Here is a 23,727-nt window from a genome sequence, read left to right on the forward strand (position 1 = left end):
CGATTCTGGTTGCCTTTCCGCCCTGGAGCAAGCCATGCAAGACCTCGATCCAATCGAAACCCAGGAATGGCTGGATGCCCTGGAGTCGGTCCTCGACAAAGAAGGCGAAGACCGCGCTCATTACCTGATGACCCGTATGGGCGAGCTGGCCACCCGCAGTGGCTCCCAGCTGCCATATGCGATCACCACGCCATACCGCAACACCATCCCTGTCACCCACGAAGCACGCATGCCTGGCGACCTGTTCATGGAACGCCGCATTCGCTCGATGGTGCGTTGGAACGCGCTGGCCATGGTCATGCGTACCAACCTGAAAGACTCGGACCTGGGCGGACACATCTCTAGCTTCGCCTCCAGTGCCACCCTGTACGACATCGGCTTCAACTACTTCTTCCAGGCCCCTACCGAAGAACACGGCGGCGACCTGGTCTTCTTCCAGGGCCACGCATCGCCAGGCGTCTACGCCCGTGCCTTCATGGAAGGCCGTATCAGCGAAGACCAGATGAACAACTTCCGCCAGGAAGTGGACGGCAACGGCCTGTCTTCGTACCCGCACCCATGGTTGATGCCTGATTTCTGGCAGTTCCCGACCGTTTCGATGGGTCTGGGCCCGATCCAGGCGATCTACCAGGCACGCTTCATGAAGTACCTGGAAGCCCGTGGCTTCATCCCGGCCGGCAAGCAGAAGGTCTGGTGCTTCATGGGCGACGGTGAGTGCGACGAGCCGGAATCCCTGGGTGCAATCGCCCTGGCCGGCCGCGAGAAGCTGGACAACCTGATCTTCGTCATCAACTGCAACCTGCAGCGCCTCGACGGCCCGGTTCGCGGCAACGGCAAGATCATCCAGGAACTCGAAGGCGTGTTCCGTGGCGGTGGCTGGAACGTCAACAAAGTCGTCTGGGGCCGTTTCTGGGACCCACTGCTGGCCAAGGACACCAACGGTGCCCTGCAGCGCCGCATGGACGAAGTCATCGACGGCGAGTACCAGAACTACAAAGCCAAAGACGGCGCGTACGTTCGCGAGCACTTCTTCAACACCCCGGAACTCAAGGCCATGGTCGAAGACCTGTCCGACGAAGAGATCTGGAAGCTCAACCGTGGCGGTCACGACCCGTACAAGGTCTACGCGGCGTATCACCAGGCTGTTAACCACAAAGAGCAGCCGACCGTCATCCTGGCCAAGACCATCAAGGGTTACGGCACCGGTGCTGGCGAAGCCAAGAACACCGCGCACAACACCAAGAAGGTCGACGTCGACAGCCTGCGTCACTTCCGTGACCGCTTCGACATCCCGGTCAAGGATGCCGACCTGGAGAACCTGCCGTTCTTCAAGCCGGAAGAAGGTTCTGCCGAAGCCAAGTACCTGGCCGAGCGCCGTGCTGCCCTGGGCGGTTTCGTGCCACAGCGCCGTGCCAAGAGCTTCAGCGTGCCGACCCCGCCACTGGAAACGCTGAAAGCGATCCTGGATGGCTCGGGCGACCGCGAAATCTCCACCACCATGGCCTTCGTGCGTATTCTGGCGCAGCTGGTCAAGGACAAGGACATTGGCCAGCGCATCGTCCCGATCATCCCGGACGAAGCCCGTACCTTCGGTATGGAAGGCATGTTCCGCCAGTTGGGCATCTACTCGTCGGTCGGCCAGCTCTACGAGCCAGTCGATAAAGACCAGGTGATGTTCTACCGCGAAGACAAGAAGGGCCAGATCCTCGAGGAAGGCATCAACGAAGCCGGCGCCATGTCGTCGTTCATCGCTGCCGGTACCTCGTACAGCTGCCACAACCAGCCGATGCTGCCGTTCTACATCTTCTACTCGATGTTCGGTTTCCAGCGTATTGGCGACCTGGCCTGGGCCGCTGGCGACAGCCGCACCCGTGGTTTCCTGATCGGCGGTACCGCCGGCCGTACCACCCTCAACGGTGAAGGCCTGCAGCACGAAGACGGTCACAGCCACATGATGGCGGGCACCATCCCGAACTGCCGCACCTACGATCCGACCTACGGCTACGAGCTGGCGGTGATCATCCAGGACGGCATGAAGAAGATGACCGAAGAGCAGCAGGACATCTTCTACTACATCACCGTGATGAACGAATCCTACCAGCAACCAGCCATGCCGGCCGGTGTCGAGGAAGGCATCATCAAGGGCATGTACCTGCTGGAAGAGGACACCCGCGAAGCCGCACACCACGTACAGCTGATGGGCTCCGGCACCATCCTGCGCGAAGTCCGCGAAGCCGCGAAGATCCTGCGTGAAGAGTTCAACGTCGGTGCCGACGTGTGGAGCGTCACCAGCTTCAACGAACTGCGCCGCGACGGCCTGGCCGTGGAACGCGCCAACCGCCTGAAGCCTGGCCAGAAGCCACAGCAGACCTACGTCGAGCAGTGCCTGAACGGTCGCAAAGGCCCGGTCATTGCCTCTACCGACTACATGAAGCTGTTCGCCGAGCAGATTCGCCAGTGGGTACCGAGCAAAGAGTTCAAAGTCCTGGGTACCGACGGTTACGGTCGCAGCGACAGCCGCAAGAAGCTGCGTCACTTCTTCGAAGTCGACCGCCACTTCGTGGTGCTGGCTGCCCTGGAAGCCCTGGCTGACCGTGGCGAGATCGAACCCAAGGTTGTCGCAGACGCTATCGTCAAGTTCGGTATCGACCCGGACAAGCGCAACCCACTGGACTGCTGAGGAGTATTTTTAAGTGAGCGAACTCATTCGCGTACCTGACATCGGCAGCGGTGAAGGTGAAATCATCGAGCTGTTCGTCAAGGTCGGTGACCGTATCGAGGCTGACCAAAGCCTGCTGACCCTGGAGTCCGACAAGGCCTCCATGGAAATCCCGGCGCCCAAGGCCGGCGTCATCAAGGAGCTGAAGGTCAAGCTGGGCGACCGCCTGAAAGAAGGCGACGAGCTGCTGGTCCTGGAAGCCGAGGGCGCCGCTGCTGCGGCCCCTGAGGCACCGGCTGCTGCCGCTCCGGCTCAGGCAGCTGCGCCGGCTCCCGCCGCCGAAGCCACCCCTGCTCCGGCCGCAGCCCCGGCTGCCGCCAGCGTGCAGGACATCCATGTGCCGGACATCGGTTCGTCGGGCAAGGCCAAGATCATCGAAGTACTGGTCAAAGTCGGCGACACCGTCGAAACCGACCAGTCGCTGATCACCCTGGAGTCCGACAAGGCCTCCATGGAAATCCCGTCGCCGGCCGCCGGCGTGGTCGAAGAAGTACTGTGCAAGCTGGAAGACGAAGTCGGCACTGGCGACCTGATCTTCAAGTTGAAAGTGGCGGGTGCAGCCCCGGCTGCCGCGCCGGCACCAGCTGCCGCCCCTGCGCCAGCCAAGGCTGAGGCTGCTCCGGCCGCCGCACCGGCCGCACCGGCTGCTGCCCCCGCACCGGCTGCTACCGCACCGGCCGCTGGCAGCAATGCCAAGGTTCACGCAGGTCCCGCTGTTCGTCAGCTGGCCCGTGAATTCGGTGTCGAGCTGGGTGCAGTTGCTGCCACCGGCCCGCACGGTCGCATCCTGAAAGAAGACGTGCAGGTCTACGTCAAGGCCATGATGCAGAAGGCCAAGGAAGCGCCGGCAGCCGCCGGTGCGACCGGTGGTGCTGGCATCCCGCCAATCCCTGCCGTGGACTTCAGCAAGTTCGGTGAAGTGGAAGAAGTGGCCCTGACCCGCCTGATGCAGGTCGGTGCTGCCAACCTGCACCGCAGCTGGCTCAACGTGCCGCACGTGACCCAGTTCGACTCTGCCGACATCACCGAGCTGGAAGCCTTCCGCGTGGCGCAGAAGGCCGTGGCCGAGAAGGCTGGGGTGAAGCTGACCGTGCTGCCACTGCTGCTCAAGGCCTGCGCCTTCCTGCTCAAGGAACTGCCGGACTTCAACAGCTCGCTGGCGCCAAGCGGCAAGGCCATCATCCGCAAGAAGTACGTGCACATCGGCTTCGCCGTGGACACCCCGGACGGCCTGCTGGTCCCTGTGATCAAGAACGTCGACCAGAAAAGCCTGCTGCAACTGGCTGCCGAAGCCGCTGCACTGGCCGAGAAGGCGCGCACCAAGAAGCTGTCGGCTGACGAGATGCAAGGCGCTTGCTTCACCATCTCCAGCCTCGGCCATATTGGCGGCACCGGCTTCACGCCGATCGTCAATGCGCCGGAAGTGGCTATCCTGGGCGTCTCCAAGGCGACCATGCAGCCAGTCTGGGATGGCAAGGCCTTCCAGCCAAAGCTGATGCTGCCGCTGTCGCTGTCCTACGATCACCGTGTGATCAACGGCGCTGCCGCCGCGCGCTTCACCAAGCGCCTGGGCGACGTGCTGGGCGATATCCGCACCATGCTGCTGTAAGGCAGCACTCTGCCCCTCCTTGCGAGGGGCAGTTCCCTTTTCGAGCTGCCACGCTCGTACCTCAACCCCGTCGATTGGCGGGGCTTTTTTTTGCCTGGAAAAAGCTGGGAGGGCTTCGCCCTCCTTTCGCGACACAAGGCCGCTCCCACAGGCAATCGCAGTCCATTGTGGGGGCAACTGTCTTGCTCAATTTCTGAAAGCTGGCGCGATCCGTGTGGGAGCGGCCTTGTGTCGCGATGGGCCGCAAAGCGGCCCCAAAATCTCCAGCCAAACTACAGAATCGGCCACGTCAGCCGATAACCTGTCCACAGCATCAAGCATGGCCGCTTGCCAGCCCTCGGGACATGATGCAACCTTGCCAAATCCGCCGCAGCCAAAAGGCAGCGTTCCCTCTTCAAGCGAGTCTTCGATGAAAAGCCAACCCGATGCCGCCAGCCGTGTGGCGGCCGAGGTCGTGACGCAGTTACCCGTGCCCTCGCGGCTCGGCATGCTGCGTTTCGAAAGGCTCAACGAAGCCACCTGGGCCATGCTCTACCTTGACCCGGCCTGTGAGCGCCAGTTCGGCATGCAAACCGGCGAGCTGTGTGCCCTGATTGACGCGCCCTACGCTAGCCTGATGGAACCCGAAGCACGCTACCGGCTGCACGACGAAATCCAGTTGCAACTGGCCCAACGCGGCTACTACCGCGTGCGTTACACCCTGCACACGCCGAGCACCTCGCTGCGCCTGCTGGAAGCGGGTGAAGCTTACAAACAACACAACCGCCAGCTGTTACGCGGCTACCTGAGCGTACTCGACGACCAGCAGGAAGATAGCGGCGAACTTGGCGCCAGCGACCTGGAGTCACGCAACAATCGCTTGCAGCTGGCCCTGCAACTGAACCAGCGCACACAGCAAGAACAGCTGGAGCACCTGGAGCGTGTGCGCGGCCAGCAGGACCTTATCCTGCGCCTCGCCCGCCAGCGCTACAGCGCGGGCAACTCGCTACTCGAAGCGGCCCAACTGATCACCCAGAGCGCCTGCGAAATCTACAAGGTCGACTGCGCCAGCATCTGGCACCTGGAAGACCAACGCCTGGAACCGATCATCGCCTGGTACCGCGATGCGCAGGAGCACCGCCAGCCCGAAGCCATCGATGCCAGCCGCTTCCCCGACTACCTGGATGCACTGCACGCAAGCCGCGCCATTGACGCTCACAACGCCGGCCACGACCCGCGTACCCGTGCTCTGGCGCAAAGCATGCGCCCGGAAAACAAGGCCATGCTCGACGCCAGCATCCGCGTCGATGGCCAGGTGATCGGCGTGTTGTGCCTGGAGCAAAGCGGCCAGCCAAGGGCCTGGCAGTCGGACGAGATTGCCTTTGCCGGCGAGCTGGCCGACCAGTTCGCCCAAGTGATCACAAACCACAAACGGCGGGCCGCGGCCAGTGCCCTGCATCTGTTCCAGCGCGCGGTCGAGCAGAGCGCCAGCGCCTTTCTGCTGGTGAACCGCGACGGCCGGGTGGAGTACGTCAACCCCAGCTTCACCGCCATCACCCAGTACAGTACCGACGAAGTGCAGGGCCGCCAGTTGGGCGAGCTACCGGCACTGGAGAACCTCAGCGAACTGCTGTTCGACTCGCCGTCGAGCCTGGCCATGGGCAACAGTTGGCAGGGCGAGTTCAAGAGCCGGCGCAAGAACCTGGAGCCGTACTGGGGCCAGTTGTCGATCTCCAAGGTATACGGTGACAACCGTGAGCTGACCCACTACATCGGCATCTACGAAGACGTCACCCAGACCAAGCTGGCCCAGCAACGCATCGAGCGCCTGGCTTACACCGACAACCTCACCAACCTGGGCAATCGCCCGGCGTTCATTCGCAGCCTGGACGAGCGCTTCGCCCGCGATGGCGAAAGCTCGATGTGCCTGCTGTTGGTGGACATCGACAACTTCAAGCGCATCAACGACAGCCTTGGCCACCAGACCGGCGACAAGCTGCTGATCAGCCTGGCCAGGCGTCTGCGCAACAGCCTGCACAGCGGTGGCATCCTCGCGCGCTTTGCCAGTAACGAGTTCGCCGTGCTGCTCGACGACACCAGCCTTGAAGATGGCCAAGGCGTTGCCCAGCAGTTGCTGTGCACCCTCGACAAGCCGATGTTCGTCGATAACCAGTTGATCAACGTCACCGCCTCGGTAGGCTTGGCCTGTGCACCGTTGCACGGCATCGACCCAGCCAGCCTGATGAAGAATGCCGGCCTTGCATTGCACAAGGCCAAGGCCAACGGTAAACACCAGGTACAGGTGTTTACCGAAGTGCTCAATGCCGAAGCCAGCTACAAGCTGTTCGTCGAAAACAACCTGCGCCGTGCCCTGACCCAGAATGAGCTGGACGTGTTCTACCAGCCCAAGCTGTGCCTGCGCAGCGGTCGCCTGCTGGGCCTGGAAGCACTGCTGCGCTGGAACCACCCCGAACGCGGCATGATCCGCCCGGACCAGTTCATCAGCGTGGCCGAGGAAACCGGCCTGATCATCCCTATCGGCAAATGGGTGGTGCGCCAGGCGTGCTGCATGAGCCAGCAACTGCGCAAGGCCGGCCTGGGCAACCTGCATGTAGCCATCAACCTGTCGCCCAAACAGTTCTCCGACCCGGACCTGGTGGCGTCAATCAGCACCATCCTCAAGGAAGAAGCCCTGCCCCCGCACCTGCTGGAGCTGGAATTGACCGAAGGCCTGCTGCTGGAAGCCAGCGAGGACACCCACCGCCAGCTGGATGAACTGAAGGCCCTGGGCCTGACCTTGGCCATGGACGACTTCGGCACCGGTTATTCGTCGCTGAGCTACCTGAAGAAGTTTCCGATCGACATCCTCAAGATCGATCGCAGCTTCATCAACGAAATCCCCGACAACCAGGACGACATGGAAATCACCTCGGCGGTGGTGGCCATGGCCCATAACCTGAAGCTGAAGGTGGTGGCCGAAGGGATCGAGACGCCGGAGCAACTGGCGTTCCTGCGCCGCCACCGCTGCGACGTGGGCCAGGGTTACCTGTTCGACCGGCCAATTCCCGGGCGCGAGCTGGCTGAACGGCTGAAGCGCTATCCGCGTGGCCCGCTGGCCTGACAGCTGCGTAATCCTCGGGCACTATAGAAGCCATTCGGGCCCTTTCGCGGGCACGCCTGCTCCCACAGGAACACCACAACCTTTGAAACCTGTGCTGTACCTGTGGGAGCGGGCATGCCCGCGAAGGCCCAAACCACTCCCCCACTGAATAAACACAGAGGAACGGCCATGGTCCTGCGTTCGGAAATCCTGGTGAACAAAAACGTCATGCCCACTGCGGAACAGGCCCTGCCTGGCCGCGACACGCCAATGAGCCTGCCCGAGTTCCACTACGTATTCAAAGACACCCCGCTGCTCGGCCCGTTCTTCGAAGGCGCCATCGACTTCGCCATCTTCGGCCTGGGCTGCTTCTGGGGCGCGGAGCGCCGCTTCTGGCAGCGTGAAGGTGTGGTCAGCACCGTGGTCGGCTACGCCGGCGGCTTCACCCCGCACCCTACCTACGAAGAAGTCTGCTCGGGCCTGACCGGCCACACCGAAGTGGTGCTGGTGGTGTTCGACAAGGACAAGGTCAGCTACCGCGAACTGCTGGCGATGTTCTGGGAGCTGCACAACCCGACCCAAGGCATGCGCCAGGGCAACGACATCGGCACCCAATACCGCTCGGCCATCTACTGCACCAGCCCGGAACAGCTGGAACAGGCCAAGGCCAGCCGCGACGCCTTCCAGGCCGAGCTGAGCAAGGCCGGCTTCGGTGAAATCACCACCGAAATCGACCAGGCACCGACCGTATATTTCGCCGAGGCCTACCACCAGCAGTACCTGGCCAAGAATCCGGACGGCTACTGCGGCATCGGTGGCACCGGCGTGTGTCTGCCACCCAGCCTGCAAGGTAACTGAAGCATGAGCACGATGACCCTGTTCCACTCGCCGTTGTCGCCTTTCGTGCGCAAGGTCATGGTGGTGTTGCACGAAACCGGCCAGCTTGAGCGTGTGCAGTTGCAGCCGGTGAACATCAGCCCGGTGAGCGGCGACCCGCAGCTCAACCTGGACAACCCGATCGGCAAGATCCCGGCCCTGCGCCTGGAAGACGGCACCGTGCTGCATGACAGCCGGGTAATCTGCGAGTACCTCGACATGCAGCACGTAGGCCTGCCGCTGCTGCCACGAGAAGGCTCGGCGCGCTGGCGGCGCATGACCTTGGTATCACAGGCCGATGCGATCATGGATGCGGCGGTGTCGAGCCGTTATGAGAGCTTCCTGCGGCCAGAAGAAAAGCGCTGGGAGGGCTGGCTGCAGGCGCAGGGTGACAAGATCCGCCGGAGCCTGGCCAACCTGGAGCAGGAGCACTTGCCGGAGCTGATGTCCGGCTTCGACCTGGCGGCGATTGGCGTGGCCTGTGCGCTGGGCTATCTGGATTTGCGTCAGCCCGGATTCGGCTGGCGCGAGCACCAGCCTGGGTTGGCGTCGTGGTATGCCGAGGTGGTCAAGCGGCCATCGATGGTCGCTACAGCGCCAGTGGCCTGACAGTTCCCCTTCGCGGGTGAACCCGCTCCTACAGGTTTCCACAGTGTTCGCTATCTGTGGTGGGCTTGTGGGAGCGGGCGTGCCCGCGAAGGCCTCACCTCGGTATCACAGGAAACAACAGCCCGATCCTGAGGGCCAACCAGCGCCCGATCTCTTTGTCCTCCCTCATGCCGCCCTCCCCACCCGTGCCCAGTCCAGCCGCCGGGTCAGCACCATGAACACCCCAAGCAGGCCGAAACACAGCAGCGACCCCATCAGCAGCGCATAGTCTTCGGCACTCAGTAGCCCGAAGAGCAGCGCGTACAACGCCGCCAAACCCGCGGCAAAACCCACCCCTCGCCCCAGGCTGCGCAACACATGGCTCAGGTAGAAGCCGATCAGCAGCACACAGGCTGAAGCCGACAGCCCATACGCCAAACCAAAACCGATGTGCTCGGACAACGACAGCAGCAGCAGATAGAAGAACGCCAGCGCCACGCCCACCAGGATGTACTGCACCGGGTGCACACTCAGGTTCTTCATTACCTCGAACAGGAAGAAACCGGCAAAGGTCAGGGCAATGAACAACAACGCGTATTTGATCGCCCGCTCGCTTTTCAGGTACTGGTCCACCGGGTCTATAAAACTCACGCCAAAGCTGCGCTCACTGAAATCTGCACACTGCCCGGCGTTAGCGCACTGGCGTATCGCGTCCTCAAGGTTGGTAGCGAAGAACGAGGTTTGCCAGTGGGCACTGAAGCCTTGAGCATCGATATCGCGGCGGTTGGGCAAGTAGTTGCCGACGAAGCTCGGGTGCGGCCAGTTGGCGCGCATGTCCACGCTGCTGGTACGGCCCACGGGCACCACGTGCAACTGGCCGGTACCTTGCAGCGCCAGGTCAAAGCCATAGCTGAACGCTCGCGCCTGTAGCCCGTCCAGCCCCGGCAGGCTGGCGTGCACGCCGCCACGCATCCAGTCGAGCTGGGTGCCGGCCTCGAACGGCACTTTTTGCTCGTCCATGCTCAGCTCCAGAGCACTTTCGATACCGCGGATATCACTGATGCCCACCACCAGGAACGGCGTGTCGAAGCGGTAGTCGTCAAAGTCCTTGTCGATCCCCCAATGCTCCGGGAGCTTGAAGCGGCCGCTGATACGGCCTTTGGCGTGGAACAACCGCGCCTGGTAGATGCCTCGGGCGCGCAGTTCGGTGTCCACACCCAGGTCGGCGTCGAAGGTTTCCGGCAGAAAGTACAGGTGGCCGGCGATGGTGCTGGTTTCCTGGGTACGCTCACCGTCCTTTTCGATCCAGCGGCGCTGGTACTTGCGGTAAGGCACCACCAGCAGCGGGCCGCTGAGTTGCTGATCGAAGCTGGTGCTCTGGGCGATATCGCGCAGCACGCCGTCGCGCATGGCCTGGCGTTCGTCGATCAGGCCGTTGATCAGCAGTAGTGGGATGAGCAACAGCAACATCAGCATGGCGATCATGCCGAGTTTGAAACCTAGGGTCTTGTTCATGTGGCCTCCTGTGGCAGTGGGCGCAGTGTCTGCGCCTTGCATGGAGGCTTTGTGGAGAGCGTGTGTGATTTACGTGTATTTGGGGCTGCTGTGCAGCCCCGGCTATCTCAGCTAATGCGCCGCACCGGCAGCCACAACCGCACCCGCACCCCGCCATCGACGTTGTCCACCGCCAAGGCCCCGCCATGCAGCTGCATCACCTCGGCCACGAAATTCAGCCCCAGCCCAGTGCTCTTGCGCCCGCTCCCGGGCCGCGGCAGCGAGTAGAACCGCTCGCTGACCCGCCCGATGGCATACGCCGGTATCGCTTGCCCCTGGTTGAACAAACTCAACGCTACCCGTTCGCCATCGCGCTCCAGGTCGAACAGCAGCGTGCCACCTTCCGGGGTGAAGTCCAGCGCGTTGTCGAGCAGGTTGGCCAACGCCTGGCGCATCAGGAACGGATCGCAGCGCAAACGCAAAGTGGCAGGCACCCGCTGACGTACCTGCAAACTGGCGCCTTCGATACGCGCCGCATGGGCCAGCAACAACTCATCGACCAACGCCGCCAGCGCCACCTGCTGCTCGTCCTCCAGCGCCTGCATCTGCTCGACCCTGGCCAGGTTGAGCAGCCGCTCGATCATCTGCTGCAAACGCTCGCTCTCGCGCTCGATATTGCCGGCAAAGCGTGCCCGCTGATCAGCGGGCATATCCTCGCCCTGCAACAGCTCGGAAGCACCACGGATGGCCGCCAGCGGGCTTTTCAGCTCGTGAGTCAGGGTGTGCACGTAGCGCTCGACATAGGCCTTGCCTTCCAGCTGGGTGCGCATGCGCTCCACTGCCTGTGCCAGGTTCGCCAGCTCGCCACCCTTGTAATGCGGAAGCTCCGCACGCTCACCTTCGCTGACCGCCTGCGCATAACCTGCCAACTTGCGCAGTGAGCGCGCAAGCCACCACGACAGAGCCGCGCCGATCAGCAAGCCCAGGCCGATCAGGCCCAGCCCCAGGGTGAGCAGGCGCCGCTCGGAGCGGTCAATGTAGGGTTGCAATGAGCTATTGGGCTTGGCGACAGTGACAACGCCGATGATCTTGCCGTCGTCGATGATCGGTGCGCCAACGTGCATCACCGAGGTGCTTTCATCGTTGGGATCGCTGCGGGTGGAGCGGGCGCCATATTGGCCACGCAGGGTCAGCAGCACGTCATTCCACTGCGAGTAATCCTTGCCCAGGGCCTCGCCACTGGAGTCCAGCAACACGATGCCCTTGGCGTCAGTGACGTAGATGCGGTGGCTGACCTGGTTCTTGGCCAGCCCCCAGATCTGTGCGCCCGGGCTGCGCGAGCCGTAGGCCTTGAGCACCTCGGGCAGGCGGCCCTGGTTCAGGGTGCCGGCCTTGACCTCATCCCGCAGGATTTCTGCCAGCAGGTTGGCAGTGTCTACCAATGTTTCTTCAGAGGATTGGCGTACCACCGGGCGAATCTGTTCGCGTACGGTATTGAGCAAGAAGTAACCGGCCAAGCCGACGAACAGGAAGTACACCAGGAAGATGCGAATGCCCAAGCGCATCAGGCGTGGTCCGGGCTATAGCTGTAACCGAGGCCGCGATGGGTCTGGATCGGCTCGGCATCACCCGCTACCTGGCGCAGCTTGGCGCGCAGGCTCTTGATATGGCTGTCGATGGTGCGCTCATAGCCCACGTCGGAGGCCACGCCCAAAGCGTCGAGCAGCTGTTCGCGGCTGAACACCCGCTGCGGTTGTTCGAGCAGGCATTGCAGCAGGCGGAACTCATGCCGGGTCAGCGTGAGCGGCTGGCTGCGGTAGGTGATCTGCATGCGCAGGGTGTCGAGCTGGAACAAGGAGGTTCCGCCGGCAGCCTCGGCCCTCGGGGCCATGCGTTTGAGGATCGCCCGAACGCGCGCTGCCACTTCACGAGGGCTGAAAGGTTTTACCACGTAGTCGTCGGCGCCGATTTCCAAGCCTACTACGCGGTCGATTTCACCGTCCCGGGCGCTGAGAAACATCACCGGCACCTCGGTGAACCGGCGCAGCTGGCGACAGGTTTCGAAGCCACTGATGTCGGGCAGGCCGATGTCGAGGATGACCAGGTCGGCCGGGCGCTGGCGCTGCTGGTCGAGGGCGGCACTGCCCAGGGTTACCCACTCGGTGCTGTGACCGTCGGCCTGCAGGGCGTAGACCAGGGTGTCAGCGATGGCGGCTTCGTCTTCGACGATGAGGATATGGGGCATGGCGTCCGGCCTTGCGGTTTTGAAGGTTGGCACATCTCAGTGTAGGAGCGGGCTTGCCCGCGAACACCGGCGAGGCCGGTGCCTGACACCACATTATGTGTGTTCGCGGGCAAGCCCGCTCCTACATTGTATGGCGCACGCTTCAGATCAACAGCCTGGCTTGCCAGCAGTGAACTTTTTCGCCGGGTTGACCGCAGCCTTGAACTCGCGCAGCGCCTTGGAACCCACCAGCAGCGGGTAGTTGAAGTTGCTGCGGTCCACCAGATTCACCTCGACGGTGCGCTTCACATCCCCCAGGCACAACGCCAGGTCGACCACCGGGCGCTTGGAGACCTCTGGCGCATCCCCTTCGTCCTCTTCATCGGCACGGCCCTTGATCTTGCTGATGCGCGAGACCTTGTGCTCATACACCTTGCCGTCCGAGTCCTTGGTCGCCAGGCGGAAGCGCACCCACTCGTCCCCATCGCGGGTGAACAGCTCGATATCCTTGGCCGACAGCGACGCGGTGAAGGCGCCGGTGTCCATCTTGGCTTTCAGGGTTTCACCCAGTTCGGGCAGGGCGATGTTCTCGTAACGGCCGTAGAGGGTGGGCTCGGCGGCCATTACCGGCAGCGCCAACATCGACAACAGGGCTAGCAGTGATTTCACAGGCAGGCTTCCTTGAAAAGGGTCAGTGCTTAGACTGCACTGGCAAGAGAGGTTCGCTTCCACAAGACTAAACAACATAACGTGAAACATTTGTTCGCGCCGCCGGGCATTGGACATTTGGCGTAGGCCACCGCCCTGCTTATCATTGCCAACCGTTTATCTCCCACAACAAGAGTCTCTTTATGCGTCGCCTGCTGACCGGCATTCTCACTACCACCCTGCTGCTGCTCAACACTGTGGTGTTGATCTGCCCGCTGCTGGTCTTCGCCCTGCTCAAGCTGGTGTTGCCGGGCCGTGGCCGCGACTACGCGTCGTGGGCGGTGATGTGGGTGGCCGAAACCTGGTCGGAAATCGACAAAGCCATCTTCGCCCTGTGCATCCCTACCCAGTGGGACATCCGTGGCGTGGAAAACCTGCGCAAGGACACCTCGTACCTGGCCGTGAGTAACCACCAGACCTGGGTCGACATCCCGGCGTTGATCGAAAGCCTCAACCGCCGTACACCGTTCTTCAAGTTCTTCCTGAAAAAGGAACTGATCTGGGTACCGTTGCTGGGCCTGGCCTGGTGGGGGCTGGATTACCCGTTCATGAAGCGCTACAGCAAGGCGTTTCTGGAAAAGCACCCGGAGCTCAAGGGCAAGGACCTGGAAATCACCAAGGCGGCCTGCGAGCTGTTCAAGCGCCAGCCGGTGACCGTGGTCAATTACCTGGAGGGCACCCGGTTTACCGAAGCCAAGCGCCAGGAGCAGCAGTCGCCGTATCGCTACCTGCTCAAGCCCAAGGCGGGTGGTGTGGCGTTTGTGCTCGCGGCATTGGGCGAGCAGCTGGATGCCCTGCTGGATGTGACCATCGTGTACCCCGGCAACAAGGCGCCGGGGTTCTGGGACCTGCTCAATGGCAGCATCAGCCGGGTGATTATCGACATTCAGGTGCGGGAGCTGGACCCGGCGTTGTGGGCGGGGGATTACGAGAATGATCCCGAGTTTCGTCAGGCGGTGCAGGCTTGGGTGAACCAGTTGTGGGTGGCGAAGGACCAGCGGATCGAGCAGCTGCGGGCGGAGATGGGCTGAGACCTCTGCCGCCTGAGCTGGCCTCTTCGCGGGTAAACCCGCTCCTACGCGGATTACCACATCCCCAAGGATAGGCTCTACCTGCGTAGGAGCGGGTTTACCCGCGAAGAGGCCGAAGCAGGCAGCCGGTTGACATCAGCACGGTTACGTTGCGCCCCCTGATAATTCTGCTAGTTGTGCCCGGCCTCGCAAAGACGAAGACTTAAGCAGCATGTCTCTTGCGAGCCGCTCTCAAGTGAAAATCACCGCCCTGGTCTACAGCCCTTACGGGCACATCGGCAGCCAAGCAGGTAGAGCCACGATAATAGGCTTCAAGGATGAACGATTTGATCCGCTCCTTGGCACCTATGCATTGGGGCGAGGATACCGAAGCTATAGTCCAGCCTTGATGCGCTTCCTCAAGCCCGATGATCTCAGCCCGTTCAGCGACGGTGGCTATAACGCCTACGCATACTGTGCCTGTGACCCCATCAATTACCGGGATGATACAGGGCAACAACGGGAATTCGCCAATTTACAAAAGTTTTGGGAGCAAAAGTCTAACCCGAAACCTCACCGAACAGCACCGCTGACAAAAAAGCTTGCGGCGCAGGTAATAGAGCCTCCTCTGTTGAACACCAGGCACTCCGCTTCACACCATTTGGCGAAAACAAAGACTGTTGCCTTTAACAAAGACATAACGATCAAGACGTACCTGAAGGAACAGATTGCCCACAAAAACCACCTTCTCAAAGAAAGACGGTCATTAGCCATCTATATAAAAAATCTCACTAAACGCGCAGCGCAAAAACAGCAAGAATACACCGAGCTTTTGAAACCATCTTCGAAAGCCTTCGCCAAAATCCAAGGGATCAGTGACCAACGATATCGTACAGAAATGGAATCACGCGCAGTCTGGCTGACTGAAGCACAATATCGAATCAGAGCCCTGGAAGTGACGCTCAAGACCTTCGATGTATGACGTCTGGCCTTGTGATAATCTCAAACCGATGGCGTACTCACTGGCGCTGGGGTGGTCCACAGGCTACCCAGGTTCTGCAGCAACGACCCGGCGATGCCCTGCTGGCCGAGGTACTGCAGGATCAGCGGGGCGAACTGGCCGATCATTCCAGTGTCCATGCCCAGTGCCTTGAACGCATTGTCCAGGTCATTACGGTTCTCCACGTCGTTGCCCAACGCGTTGCTCAATGCCGACTGGCTTTCGCTGTTCTTGCCCAGCAAATCGCCCAGCCCGCTCAACCCACCCAGCATATTGGCACCGGACAACAGGTCCAGACCCGGCACGGCCTTGGTCAATTGGCCATAGTCCTCACTGCTAAGGTTGTTGCGCGCCAACCCCAACATCGCCCCTGCGCCGCCCACGGCCTGTTCGGGGGTGATCTTCAATTCGCTGCCCAAGGTGTTGAGCAGATTGGCCTGCGCCTCGGGGGCCTGCACCTGGCCTTGCTGTTGCGGGTTCTGCATGGCGGACACGGCATTGGCGGCGTCGCTGAGGTTGAAGGCGAACACCGGGCTGGCGGCCAGGGTCATCAGGGTTGCCAAGGTGAGTGCTTTCATCGGAAGGGACCTCGTCGGCCGGGATGGCCTGGAAAACGAAGGGTTTGACTGGAAATCTGGGGGATTGTTCCGGGCCCCAACAGGCGCATACCTGATATTTCTGCCAGTAGTCAACTGCTCAAGACACTCCAGATAATCGTAGTGCCCACGCCATCCATTTCCGGGGCCAACTGCAGACAACGGGAGCACGTCGGTGAAAAACAGTCCTGATACCCCCAAATATTTCTACCAGACCAACAAACTGACCACTGTCATTGGAAACGATCAGAAGCGTTCAATCCTGCGGATTGGAACGCTCCCTCTTGCTGAATCCGCTGGCAAAGAAGCAAGAAGCTCCCAGCTTCTCGCAACGGATGAGATGGACTCAGTGCTTGTCGTGAGCACGCCTGACGGAAAGCAAAACAATCACAACTATACCCCCTTTGGATACAACGACAAACTGCCATCAGGATCCACAGCGTTGGGATTCAACGGCGAGTTCATATTGGAAAACATGCACCTTTATCTTCTAGGCCAGGGACACCGTGGCTTTAGCACCGAGATGAGACGGTTCATCGGACCGGACAACGCTGAAAGCCCATTCGCCCGAGGCGGGGTCAATGCTTTCGCGTACTGTGTGAATGACCCAGTCAATCGGAAAGACGAAACGGGGATGTGGAGCCTTCTCAAGCCTAGAACGTGGTTTCGTAGTAACCAAGTAAAATTGGAGCAGCGTCTGGAAAGCATCGAGGTTATTAATGCAGAACTGAAAAAGCAAACCACCAATCTCACCAGTTTAGTCGAGGAAAGAACATACGGAGGAAAAACAGTCGAGAAACAAATTAAGGCCAATGCAAAAACCGTACAAAAAACGCTTAAACACAGCAAAAGAAAGGCACACGGCATAAATAAATACGTAGAAAAGAAAGATCATGCATACATTTTCTCCGAACATTACTACGCCGAAGAATCCATAAAAAGTTCAAAACCTGATACTTACCGCCCAACGAGCGGGCACACCGATAGTGGAAACATGTTCTACACGCAAAAAAAATATGACGATCCTAATGACGACAGAAACTACCAATTCGGGGCAGTCGACTCAAACAATGAGACGCGTCGGCCAAAATCGAAGTAATTAACTGTCTGCATGAAAATGACTGCGCAGTGGCCCTTCGCTCCAGGGCCACTCACCAGGCTTCGGAACTGATGAGGTATGTGCGGGCGGCGCTCGATTTCAAAAGCGATGAAAGGCTTATTACAAGCACCTCCGGCCGAGATGCCTTATCAGAATAGACAAAAAGCCCCTCGATGCGAGGGGCTCTTTTTACTCGACGCTGATTACGCCGCACCCCACATTTTGTGCGGGTCGATAACGAATTTCTTCGGCACACCTGCATCAAACTCGCCATACCCTTCCGGCGCCTGATCCAGGTTGATCACCTGCACCCCCACCACTTCAGCAATGTTGATGCGATCCCACATGATCGCCTGCATCAGCTGGCGGTTGTATTTCATGGTCGGGGTCTGGCCGGTGTGGAAGCTGTGCGATTTCGCCCAGCCCAGGCCGAAGCGGATGCTCAGCGCGCCGATCTTGGCTGCAGCATCCACCGCGCCTGGGTCTTCGGTCACGTACAGGCCCGGGATACCGATGTTGCCGGCCACGCGGGTCACTTGCATCAGCGAGTTCAGCACGGTGGCCGGGGCCTCGTGCTTGGCACCTTCGTGGCCATGGCCACGGGCCTCGAAGCCGACCGCGTCGACGGCGCAGTCCACTTCCGGCTCGCCGAGGATGTCGACGATCTGCTCGTGCAGCGGAGTGTCCTTGGACAGGTCGACCACTTCGAAGCCTTGCGACTTGGCGTGGGCCAGGCGGGCCGGGTTGAGGTCACCGACGATCACACAGGCGGCGCCCAGCAGGCGCGCCGAGGCCGCGGCGGCCAGGCCGACCGGGCCGGCACCGGCAACGTAGACAGTGCTGCCTGGGCCGACGCCAGCGGTTACGGCACCGTGGTAGCCGGTGGGCAGGATGTCGGACAGGCAGGTCAGGTCACGGATCTTTTCCATGGCCTTGTCGCGCTCAGGCAGCTTCAGCAGGTTGAAGTCGGCGTATGGCACCAGCACGTATTCGGCCTGGCCGCCGGTCCAGTCGCCCATGTCGACGTAGCCGTAGGCACCGCCGGCGCGGGCCGGGTTTACAGTGAGGCAGACACCGGTGTGCATCTCTTTGCAGGAGCGGCAGCGACCGCAGGCGACGTTGAACGGGACCGATACCAGATCGCCGATCTGCATGCGCTCGACGTCGCGGCCCTTCTCGACGATTTCACCGGTGATTTCGTGGCCCAGGACCAGGCCGACCTGGGCAGTGGTGCGGCCACGGACCATGTGCTGGTCAGAACCGCAGATGTTGGTGGAGACCACCTTCAGGATGACGCCGTGTTCGATTTTCTTGCCGCGCGGGTCCTGCATTTTCGGGTAGTCGATGTGTTGCACTTCGACCTTGCCGGCGCCGAGATATACCACTCCACGATTGCCAGACATTGCTTGTACCTCGCTTGATTATTATTTATGCAGCGTTGGTTGAAGCGCCGCCATCCGTGGGCGGCATGTACTACTGGAATGCAGGGAATTGTGGGCCGGATGGGGCCGGACGCACTGACTGGAAGCGACAGGGAGATGCCTTTTAGCGGCAGGGTTGTCGTTGGGGAATATGGGCAGACAGAGGGGCGGCCTGTGCGGGCCTCTTCGCGGCTAAAGCCGCTCCTACGGGGGACCGCACCAACCCGAGGGCTGTGCTGTACCTGTAGGAGCGGCTTTAGCCGCGAAGAGGCCGGTACCGGTTATTACAGAACGACAGTCCGGTTGGCGTTGAGGAACACCCGCCGCTCGATGTGATAACCCACAGCCCGCGCCAGGGTCAGGCATTCAATATCCCGCCCTTTGGCAATCAGGTCTTCGGGATAGTGACTGTGATCCACCACCTCGACGCCCTGGGCAATGATCGGCCCTTCGTCCAGGTCGTTGTTGATGTAGTGCGCCGTGGCACCAACCATTTTCACGCCCTTGTTGTACGCCTGGTGATAAGGCTTGGCGCCTTTGAAACCCGGCAACAGCGAGTGGTGAATATTGATCGCCCAACCATCCAGACGGCGGCAAAGCTCGGGCGACAGTACCTGCATGTAGCGGGCAAGGATGACCAACTCAGCACCGGTCTCCTCAATTACCTGCAGCACCTTGCGCTCTTGCCCAGGCTTGTCCTTGGGGTCGAGGGCGAAGTGGTAGTAAGGGATCTTGTGCCACTGCGCCAGCGGTTCGAGATCAGGGTGGTTGGACACCACCGCGACCACATCCATGCCCAGTTGGCCAATACGCTGGCGATACAGCAGGTCATTCAGGCAATGGTCGGCCTTGGACACCATGATCACCACCTTGGGGCGGTGGTTGGGTGCGGTCAGCTCGAAAGCCATGCCGAACGCTTCGCTGCGCTCGGCGAGGCCGGCCCGGAAGCCCGCCTCGTCGAAATCGTCCGGCTGACGGAACTCGACGCGAATGAAGAAGCGTCCCGACTGCCGGTCATCGAAGGAGTGGTGCTCCGTCACGTAGCAGCGCTGCTCGAAGAGGTAACGCGTCACCACGTCGACGGTACCGAGCATGCTCGGGCAGTCGGCGGTGAGAATCCAGGTATCCGGTGCCCGACTCATGTTCTGGTCTCCTTAAGCTTCGATGCTCAAGCCGTATTCGGCAGAAGCGTCCTGCAGCCACAGCCACCAGTAGTCGGCAAAGCTGCGGCGAATCACCAGCTCCCAGGTGTCTTCTGCAGTGCGGCGGATCACCAGTTGCGACTTGGCGAACACGGTGCCCACAGCCTTGCCCACCGGGAAGTTGTTCGGGTGAACATCATAGCTGGTGGACTTCATCAGCACGTCGCGCACGTTCGGGCCGCGCAGTTCCAGCAGGCTTTGCCCGCCACTGACATTGACGACCTGAATGTGCTGGCCTTCAAGGGCCGCGCGCAGCTTTTGCTCGACTGCCAGCTCCTGGCCGCCGGGTACGATCAGCAACCACTCGTCGGGGCCGACCCATTGCAGCGACATATCCTTGTTGGCGACCACGGTCAGCGCCACTGGCAGCTCCAGGCCAAGGGCCTTGTGCACGCCGGCGGCGAATTCCGGGTTGTGGCCATCACCGCGCAGGGTGAGGTGGCCGAGGAACTTGCGTTCACGCAGGGTCACGCCTGCGTTCTTGCGGCCTTTGCCTACCAGGCTGGCCAGGTCGGCATGGTGCAGTGGCGACTGGGCTTTGGCCTCGGCGCCGGGGTTTTGCTGGAAGACGTTGATAGCGCTCATTTCTTACCTGCCTTGAATTCTGGATTCGACCACGATGCCTGCGGGAGACGGCCATCCTGTGGGAGCGGGCATGCCCGCGAATGCGATGTAGAATTCACCGCCCTCTTCGCGGGCACGCCCGCTCCCACAGAGACCTCATTCCACGCCTGGCACCGGTTGGACCGGGGGCCTTAGACGTTCTGCCGCTCACCCTTCGGATCGAAGAACACCGAAGACACGATTTCCGCCTCGATCACGCTGCCATCTGCCTGCGGCGAGTAGACACGCTCGCCCATGCGCTTGAGGCCGCCTTTGACCACACCCATGGCGAACGAGTAGCCCAGGGAGTTGGACGCGTAGCTGGAGGTGACGTGGCCGACCATGTCCATCGGGATTGGCTGTTTCGGGTCGAACACCAGTTGAGCGCCTTCCGGCAGCCACTTGGTCGGGTCGACCGGTTTCAGGCCCACCAGCTGCTTGCGGTTCTCACGCACGCAGTCTTCGCGGTTCATGCCACGCAGGCCGATCCACGAGAACGGCTTGTTGCGGCCAACGCACCAGCTCATGTTCAGGTCGTCCGGGTTCATCGAACCATCGGTGTCCTGGCCAACGATGATGAAGCCCTTCTCTGCACGCAGTACGTGCATGGTCTCGGTGCCGTACGGGGTCAGGTTGTACTTCTTGCCAGCTTCGATGATCTGTTCCAGCACGCCCATCGCGTAGTTGGCCTGCACGTTCACTTCGTACGACAGCTCGCCGGTGAACGAGATACGGAACACGCGGGCCGGCACGCCACCGACGTTGCCTTCCTTCCAGGTCATGAACGGGAAGGCTTCCTTGTCCATGTCGATGTCGGTCAGCTCGCTCAGCAGCTTGCGGCTGTTAGGGCCGGACAGGGTCATGGTGGCCCAGTGGTCGGTGACCGAAGTGAAGTACACCTTCAGCTCTGGCCATTCGGTCTGGTGATACAGCTCCATCCACTGCAGCACGCGGGCAGCGCCGCCGGTGGTGGTGGTCATGATGAAGTGGTTGTCGCCGACGCAAGCGGTTACGCCGTCGTCGAAGACCATGCCGTCTTCCTTGCACATCAGGCCGTAGCGGGCCTTGCCCACGTCGAGCTTGGTCCAGGCGTTGGTGTAGATGCGGTTGAGGAATTCGCGCGCGTCCGGGCCCTGGATGTCGATCTTGCCCAGGGTCGAGGCGTCCAGCAGGCCCACGCTGTCGCGCACGGCCTTGCATTCGCGAGTCACGGCAGCATGGATGTCTTCACCGGCTTTCGGGAAGTACCACGGGCGCTTCCACTGGCCGACGTCTTCGAACTCGGCGCCGTTCTTCACGTGCCAGGCATGCAGGGCAGTGAAGCGCACGGGCTCGAACAGGTGACCACAGTGACGGCCCGCTACCGCGCCGAACGTCACCGGCGTGTAATTGGGGCGGAACATGGTGGTACCCATTTCCGGGATGGTGATGCCGATCGAACGGGCGGCGATGGCCAGGCCGTTGATGTTGCCCAGTTTGCCCTGGTCGGTACCGAAGCCCAGCGCGGTGTAGCGCTTGACGTGCTCGACCGACTCGAAGCCTTCACGGGTGGCCAGCTCGATACCGGCTGCGGTCACGTCGTTCTGCTGGTCGACGAACTGCTTCGGCCCCTTGGTGCCTTTGTCGTGCGGCACCAGGAACAGTGCCACAGTGGCCTCTTCCTTGCGCGCCACGGTTTTTGGCAGGGTGCCGACAGTGGCCTTGAAACCGGCCTCGGTGGCTGCGCGGACGCCGCCCTCAAAGCCATCGGCAATCACATCGCCCAAGGCATATACGCCGTTGATACCACCGACGCACTCACGCTTCTGCGGCGCATCGCCCGGCACGAAGCCAAGGATGTCGTCACGCCATACCGGGCGACCGCCCAGGTGCGAAGCCAGGTGCACGATAGGGCTGTAACCACCCGAGGACGCGATCAGGTCGCACTCGAGGACTTCGCCTGGGCTGGTGACTTTGTGCGCCTGCACATCGATGGCCGCCACGCGGGCACCGGTAACGTGCTTGCTGCCTTTGGCCTCGACCACGGCGCTGGAGGTGAGGATGCGAATGCCTTTGGCACGCGCTTCTTCAACCAGCGAGCCACGTGGGTTGTGGCGGGCGTCGGCGATGGCGACCACTTGCAGGCCTGCGTCGTGCCAGTCCAGCGCGGCGCGATAGGCGTGGTCGTTGTTGGTCGACAGTACCAGCTTGCGACCCGGGGCCACGCCATAGCGGCGAACATAGGTGGAAACAGCACCGGCCAGCATGTTGCCCGGCACGTCGTTGTTGCCATACACCAGCGGGCGCTCGTGGGCGCCGGCAGCCAGTACCACGCGCTTGGCGCGGACGCGGTGCACGCGGTGGCGAACCTGGCCGATCGGGGCGCGATCGCCGAGGTGGTCGGTGAGGCGCTCGTGAATGGTCAGGAAGTTATGGTCGTGGTAGCCGTTGACCGTGGCACGTGGCAGCAGGGTTACTTCCGGCAGGCTTTCCAGCTCTTTGACCACGGCGTTGACCCAGTCGGCGGCAGGCTTGCCGTCGAGGGTTTCGCGGGTGTCGAGCAGGCTGCCACCGAACTCTTCCTGCTCGTCAGCCAGGATCACACGGGCACCGCTGCGCGCAGCGGCCAGTGCAGCAGCCAGGCCAGCAGGGCCGGCGCCGACGATCAGCACATCGCAGTGCCGGTTCATGTAGTCGTAGCTGTCAGGGTCGTTCTGCAGCGGCGCACGGCCCAGGCCGGCGGCTTTACGGATGTACTTCTCGTAAGTCATCCAGAACGATTTGGGGTACATGAAGGTTTTGTAGTAGAAACCCGGCGGCATCATGCTGCCGCCAACCTTGCCGAGGATGCCCATGACGTCGTTGTTGACGTTCGGCCAGCCGTTGGTGCTGGTGGCGACAAGACCCGCGTACAGCGCCTGTTGGGTAGCGCGCACGTTGGGGATCTGGGTAGCTTCGCTGGAGCCGATCTGCAGGATGGCATTCGGCTCTTCGGTACCGGCAGCGATGATGCCGCGCGGGCGCGAATACTTGAAGCTACGGCCGACGATGTCGACGCCGTTGGCCAGCAACGCGGCGGCCAGGCTGTCACCGGCATAACCCTGGTAGGTCTTGCCGTTGAAGGTGAAGTTCAGGACCTTGCTGCGGTCGATACGGCCGCCGCTGGCGAGGCGATAGGTCTGGCTCATACTTTTTCCCCTTGGCCTTTGACGGTCGACGTGGCGCTGGCGGCTTTGCCGTTGGCGGTCACTTGCGGCTTCTCGCCAATCTTGTAGGTTTCCAGAATTTCGTAAGTCACGGTGTCACGGGTGACGTTGAAGTACTGGCGGCAGCCGGCAACGTGGTCCCACAGTTCATGGTGAATACCGCGTGGGTTGTCACGGTAGAACATGTAGGTACCCCACTCCTCGTCGGAGCAGGCGTTAGGGTCCAGCGGGCGGGCGATGTGCGCCTGGCCAGAGGCGTGGAACTCTTCTTCGGAGCGCAGCTCGCCGCAGTGGGGACAGAAAATATGCAACAT

The 23,727-nt window shown here is 61.5% G+C and carries 18 protein-coding genes; 8 read left to right on the top strand and 10 right to left on the bottom strand.

The features are described from left to right. Window positions 1-34: 34 nt before the first annotated feature. From aceE to ACF8RA_RS16040, 5 genes are all read left to right on the top strand, one after another. The gene (gene aceE / locus ACF8RA_RS16020; protein WP_003255651.1) at window positions 35-2,680 is read left to right on the top strand and encodes a pyruvate dehydrogenase (acetyl-transferring), homodimeric type; all 2,646 of its coding nucleotides are present in this window, start codon (window positions 35-37) and stop codon (window positions 2,678-2,680) included. A 13-nt stretch (window positions 2,681-2,693) separates the two neighbouring features. Continuing rightward, window positions 2,694-4,328 carry a dihydrolipoyllysine-residue acetyltransferase gene (aceF, locus tag ACF8RA_RS16025; protein WP_339444533.1) on the top strand — a complete coding sequence of 545 codons (1,635 nt, stop codon included), beginning with the start codon at window positions 2,694-2,696 and terminating at the stop codon, window positions 4,326-4,328. Window positions 4,329-4,737: 409 nt separating this feature from the next. Further along, window positions 4,738-7,428 carry a bifunctional diguanylate cyclase/phosphodiesterase gene (locus ACF8RA_RS16030; RefSeq protein ID WP_176683554.1) on the top strand — a complete coding sequence of 897 codons (2,691 nt, stop codon included), beginning with the start codon at window positions 4,738-4,740 and terminating at the stop codon, window positions 7,426-7,428. A 168-nt stretch (window positions 7,429-7,596) separates the two neighbouring features. Then, the gene (msrA, locus tag ACF8RA_RS16035) at window positions 7,597-8,265 is read left to right on the top strand and encodes a peptide-methionine (S)-S-oxide reductase MsrA (protein WP_010951691.1); all 669 of its coding nucleotides are present in this window, start codon (window positions 7,597-7,599) and stop codon (window positions 8,263-8,265) included. Between the two features lie 3 nt (window positions 8,266-8,268). Further along, window positions 8,269-8,892: a glutathione S-transferase gene (locus tag ACF8RA_RS16040; RefSeq protein WP_392514919.1), complete on the top strand. Its 624-nt coding sequence runs from the start codon at window positions 8,269-8,271 to the stop codon at window positions 8,890-8,892. Between the two features lie 165 nt (window positions 8,893-9,057). Here the strand turns inward: ACF8RA_RS16040 and creD are convergent, their stop codons facing one another. The 4 genes from creD to ACF8RA_RS16060 form a co-directional block, all read right to left on the bottom strand. Then, on the bottom strand, window positions 9,058-10,386 hold the full coding sequence (gene creD, locus ACF8RA_RS16045) for a cell envelope integrity protein CreD (protein WP_392460595.1): 1,329 nt from the start codon (window positions 10,384-10,386) through the stop codon (window positions 9,058-9,060). 107 nt (window positions 10,387-10,493) lie between these two features. After that, window positions 10,494-11,930 carry a two-component system sensor histidine kinase CreC gene (gene creC / locus ACF8RA_RS16050; protein WP_209968625.1) on the bottom strand — a complete coding sequence of 479 codons (1,437 nt, stop codon included), beginning with the start codon at window positions 11,928-11,930 and terminating at the stop codon, window positions 10,494-10,496. Continuing rightward, on the bottom strand, window positions 11,930-12,610 hold the full coding sequence (gene creB, locus ACF8RA_RS16055; RefSeq protein WP_209968628.1) for a two-component system response regulator CreB: 681 nt from the start codon (window positions 12,608-12,610) through the stop codon (window positions 11,930-11,932). The genes creC and creB overlap by 1 nt, the downstream gene beginning before the upstream one ends. Window positions 12,611-12,757: 147 nt before the next feature. Continuing rightward, on the bottom strand, window positions 12,758-13,258 hold the full coding sequence (locus tag ACF8RA_RS16060) for an ATP-dependent zinc protease (RefSeq protein WP_392519355.1): 501 nt from the start codon (window positions 13,256-13,258) through the stop codon (window positions 12,758-12,760). A 182-nt stretch (window positions 13,259-13,440) separates the two neighbouring features. Here ACF8RA_RS16060 and ACF8RA_RS16065 point away from each other — a divergent pair, with 182 nt between their 5' ends. Continuing rightward, window positions 13,441-14,328 carry an acyltransferase gene (locus ACF8RA_RS16065; RefSeq protein WP_076402456.1) on the top strand — a complete coding sequence of 296 codons (888 nt, stop codon included), beginning with the start codon at window positions 13,441-13,443 and terminating at the stop codon, window positions 14,326-14,328. 211 nt (window positions 14,329-14,539) lie between these two features. After that, on the top strand, window positions 14,540-15,289 hold the full coding sequence (locus ACF8RA_RS16070; RefSeq protein WP_392519356.1) for an RHS repeat-associated core domain-containing protein: 750 nt from the start codon (window positions 14,540-14,542) through the stop codon (window positions 15,287-15,289). A gap of 20 nt (window positions 15,290-15,309) precedes the next feature. Here the strand turns inward: ACF8RA_RS16070 and ACF8RA_RS16075 are convergent, their stop codons facing one another. Continuing rightward, the gene (locus ACF8RA_RS16075; protein WP_020191608.1) at window positions 15,310-15,885 is read right to left on the bottom strand and encodes a DUF2780 domain-containing protein; all 576 of its coding nucleotides are present in this window, start codon (window positions 15,883-15,885) and stop codon (window positions 15,310-15,312) included. 193 nt (window positions 15,886-16,078) lie between these two features. On the opposite strand from ACF8RA_RS16075, the gene ACF8RA_RS16080 reads away from it, so the two are divergent. After that, window positions 16,079-17,002, top strand: coding sequence for an RHS repeat-associated core domain-containing protein (locus tag ACF8RA_RS16080; protein WP_392460598.1), 924 nt, complete (start codon window positions 16,079-16,081; stop codon window positions 17,000-17,002). A 203-nt stretch (window positions 17,003-17,205) separates the two neighbouring features. Here ACF8RA_RS16080 and fdhA read toward each other — a convergent pair whose 3' ends face one another. The 5 genes from fdhA to ACF8RA_RS16105 all read right to left on the bottom strand — a co-directional run bounded on the left by fdhA (window position 17,206) and on the right by ACF8RA_RS16105 (window position 23,727). Then, window positions 17,206-18,405 carry a formaldehyde dehydrogenase, glutathione-independent gene (gene fdhA, locus ACF8RA_RS16085; RefSeq protein WP_011953256.1) on the bottom strand — a complete coding sequence of 400 codons (1,200 nt, stop codon included), beginning with the start codon at window positions 18,403-18,405 and terminating at the stop codon, window positions 17,206-17,208. A gap of 302 nt (window positions 18,406-18,707) precedes the next feature. Beyond that, window positions 18,708-19,565, bottom strand: a complete 858-nt coding sequence (gene purU, locus ACF8RA_RS16090) for a formyltetrahydrofolate deformylase (protein WP_016714526.1) — start codon at window positions 19,563-19,565, stop codon at window positions 18,708-18,710. Between the two features lie 12 nt (window positions 19,566-19,577). After that, window positions 19,578-20,210, bottom strand: a complete 633-nt coding sequence (locus ACF8RA_RS16095; RefSeq protein ID WP_014589391.1) for a sarcosine oxidase subunit gamma — start codon at window positions 20,208-20,210, stop codon at window positions 19,578-19,580. 170 nt (window positions 20,211-20,380) lie between these two features. Further along, entirely contained in the window at window positions 20,381-23,395 is a 3,015-nt protein-coding gene (locus ACF8RA_RS16100) for a sarcosine oxidase subunit alpha (protein ID WP_021782656.1), read from the bottom strand. Next, complete coding sequence (locus tag ACF8RA_RS16105; protein ID WP_003255679.1) at window positions 23,392-23,727, bottom strand: sarcosine oxidase subunit delta; 336 nt, start codon at window positions 23,725-23,727, stop codon at window positions 23,392-23,394. Before ACF8RA_RS16105 ends, ACF8RA_RS16100 begins: the two co-directional genes overlap by 4 nt.

Source organism: Pseudomonas sp. FYR_5, from assembly GCF_043106315.1.
Taxonomy (GTDB): domain Bacteria; phylum Pseudomonadota; class Gammaproteobacteria; order Pseudomonadales; family Pseudomonadaceae; genus Aquipseudomonas; species Aquipseudomonas putida_Y.

Coding starts and splice junctions, on each gene's coding strand:
- aceE (WP_003255651.1), top strand. CDS start 35: ATGCAAGACCTCGATCCAATCGAAACCCAGGAATGGCTGGATGCCCTG.
- ACF8RA_RS16030 (WP_176683554.1), top strand. CDS start 4,738: ATGAAAAGCCAACCCGATGCCGCCAGCCGTGTGGCGGCCGAGGTCGTG.
- msrA (WP_010951691.1), top strand. CDS start 7,597: ATGGTCCTGCGTTCGGAAATCCTGGTGAACAAAAACGTCATGCCCACT.
- ACF8RA_RS16040 (WP_392514919.1), top strand. CDS start 8,269: ATGAGCACGATGACCCTGTTCCACTCGCCGTTGTCGCCTTTCGTGCGC.
- creD (WP_392460595.1), bottom strand. CDS start 10,386: ATGAACAAGACCCTAGGTTTCAAACTCGGCATGATCGCCATGCTGATG.
- creC (WP_209968625.1), bottom strand. CDS start 11,930: ATGCGCTTGGGCATTCGCATCTTCCTGGTGTACTTCCTGTTCGTCGGC.
- creB (WP_209968628.1), bottom strand. CDS start 12,610: ATGCCCCATATCCTCATCGTCGAAGACGAAGCCGCCATCGCTGACACC.
- ACF8RA_RS16065 (WP_076402456.1), top strand. CDS start 13,441: ATGCGTCGCCTGCTGACCGGCATTCTCACTACCACCCTGCTGCTGCTC.
- ACF8RA_RS16070 (WP_392519356.1), top strand. CDS start 14,540: ATGTCTCTTGCGAGCCGCTCTCAAGTGAAAATCACCGCCCTGGTCTAC.
- ACF8RA_RS16075 (WP_020191608.1), bottom strand. CDS start 15,885: ATGAAAGCACTCACCTTGGCAACCCTGATGACCCTGGCCGCCAGCCCG.
- fdhA (WP_011953256.1), bottom strand. CDS start 18,405: ATGTCTGGCAATCGTGGAGTGGTATATCTCGGCGCCGGCAAGGTCGAA.
- purU (WP_016714526.1), bottom strand. CDS start 19,565: ATGAGTCGGGCACCGGATACCTGGATTCTCACCGCCGACTGCCCGAGC.
- ACF8RA_RS16095 (WP_014589391.1), bottom strand. CDS start 20,210: ATGAGCGCTATCAACGTCTTCCAGCAAAACCCCGGCGCCGAGGCCAAA.
- ACF8RA_RS16100 (WP_021782656.1), bottom strand. CDS start 23,395: ATGAGCCAGACCTATCGCCTCGCCAGCGGCGGCCGTATCGACCGCAGC.
- ACF8RA_RS16105 (WP_003255679.1), bottom strand. CDS start 23,727: ATGTTGCATATTTTCTGTCCCCACTGCGGCGAGCTGCGCTCCGAAGAA.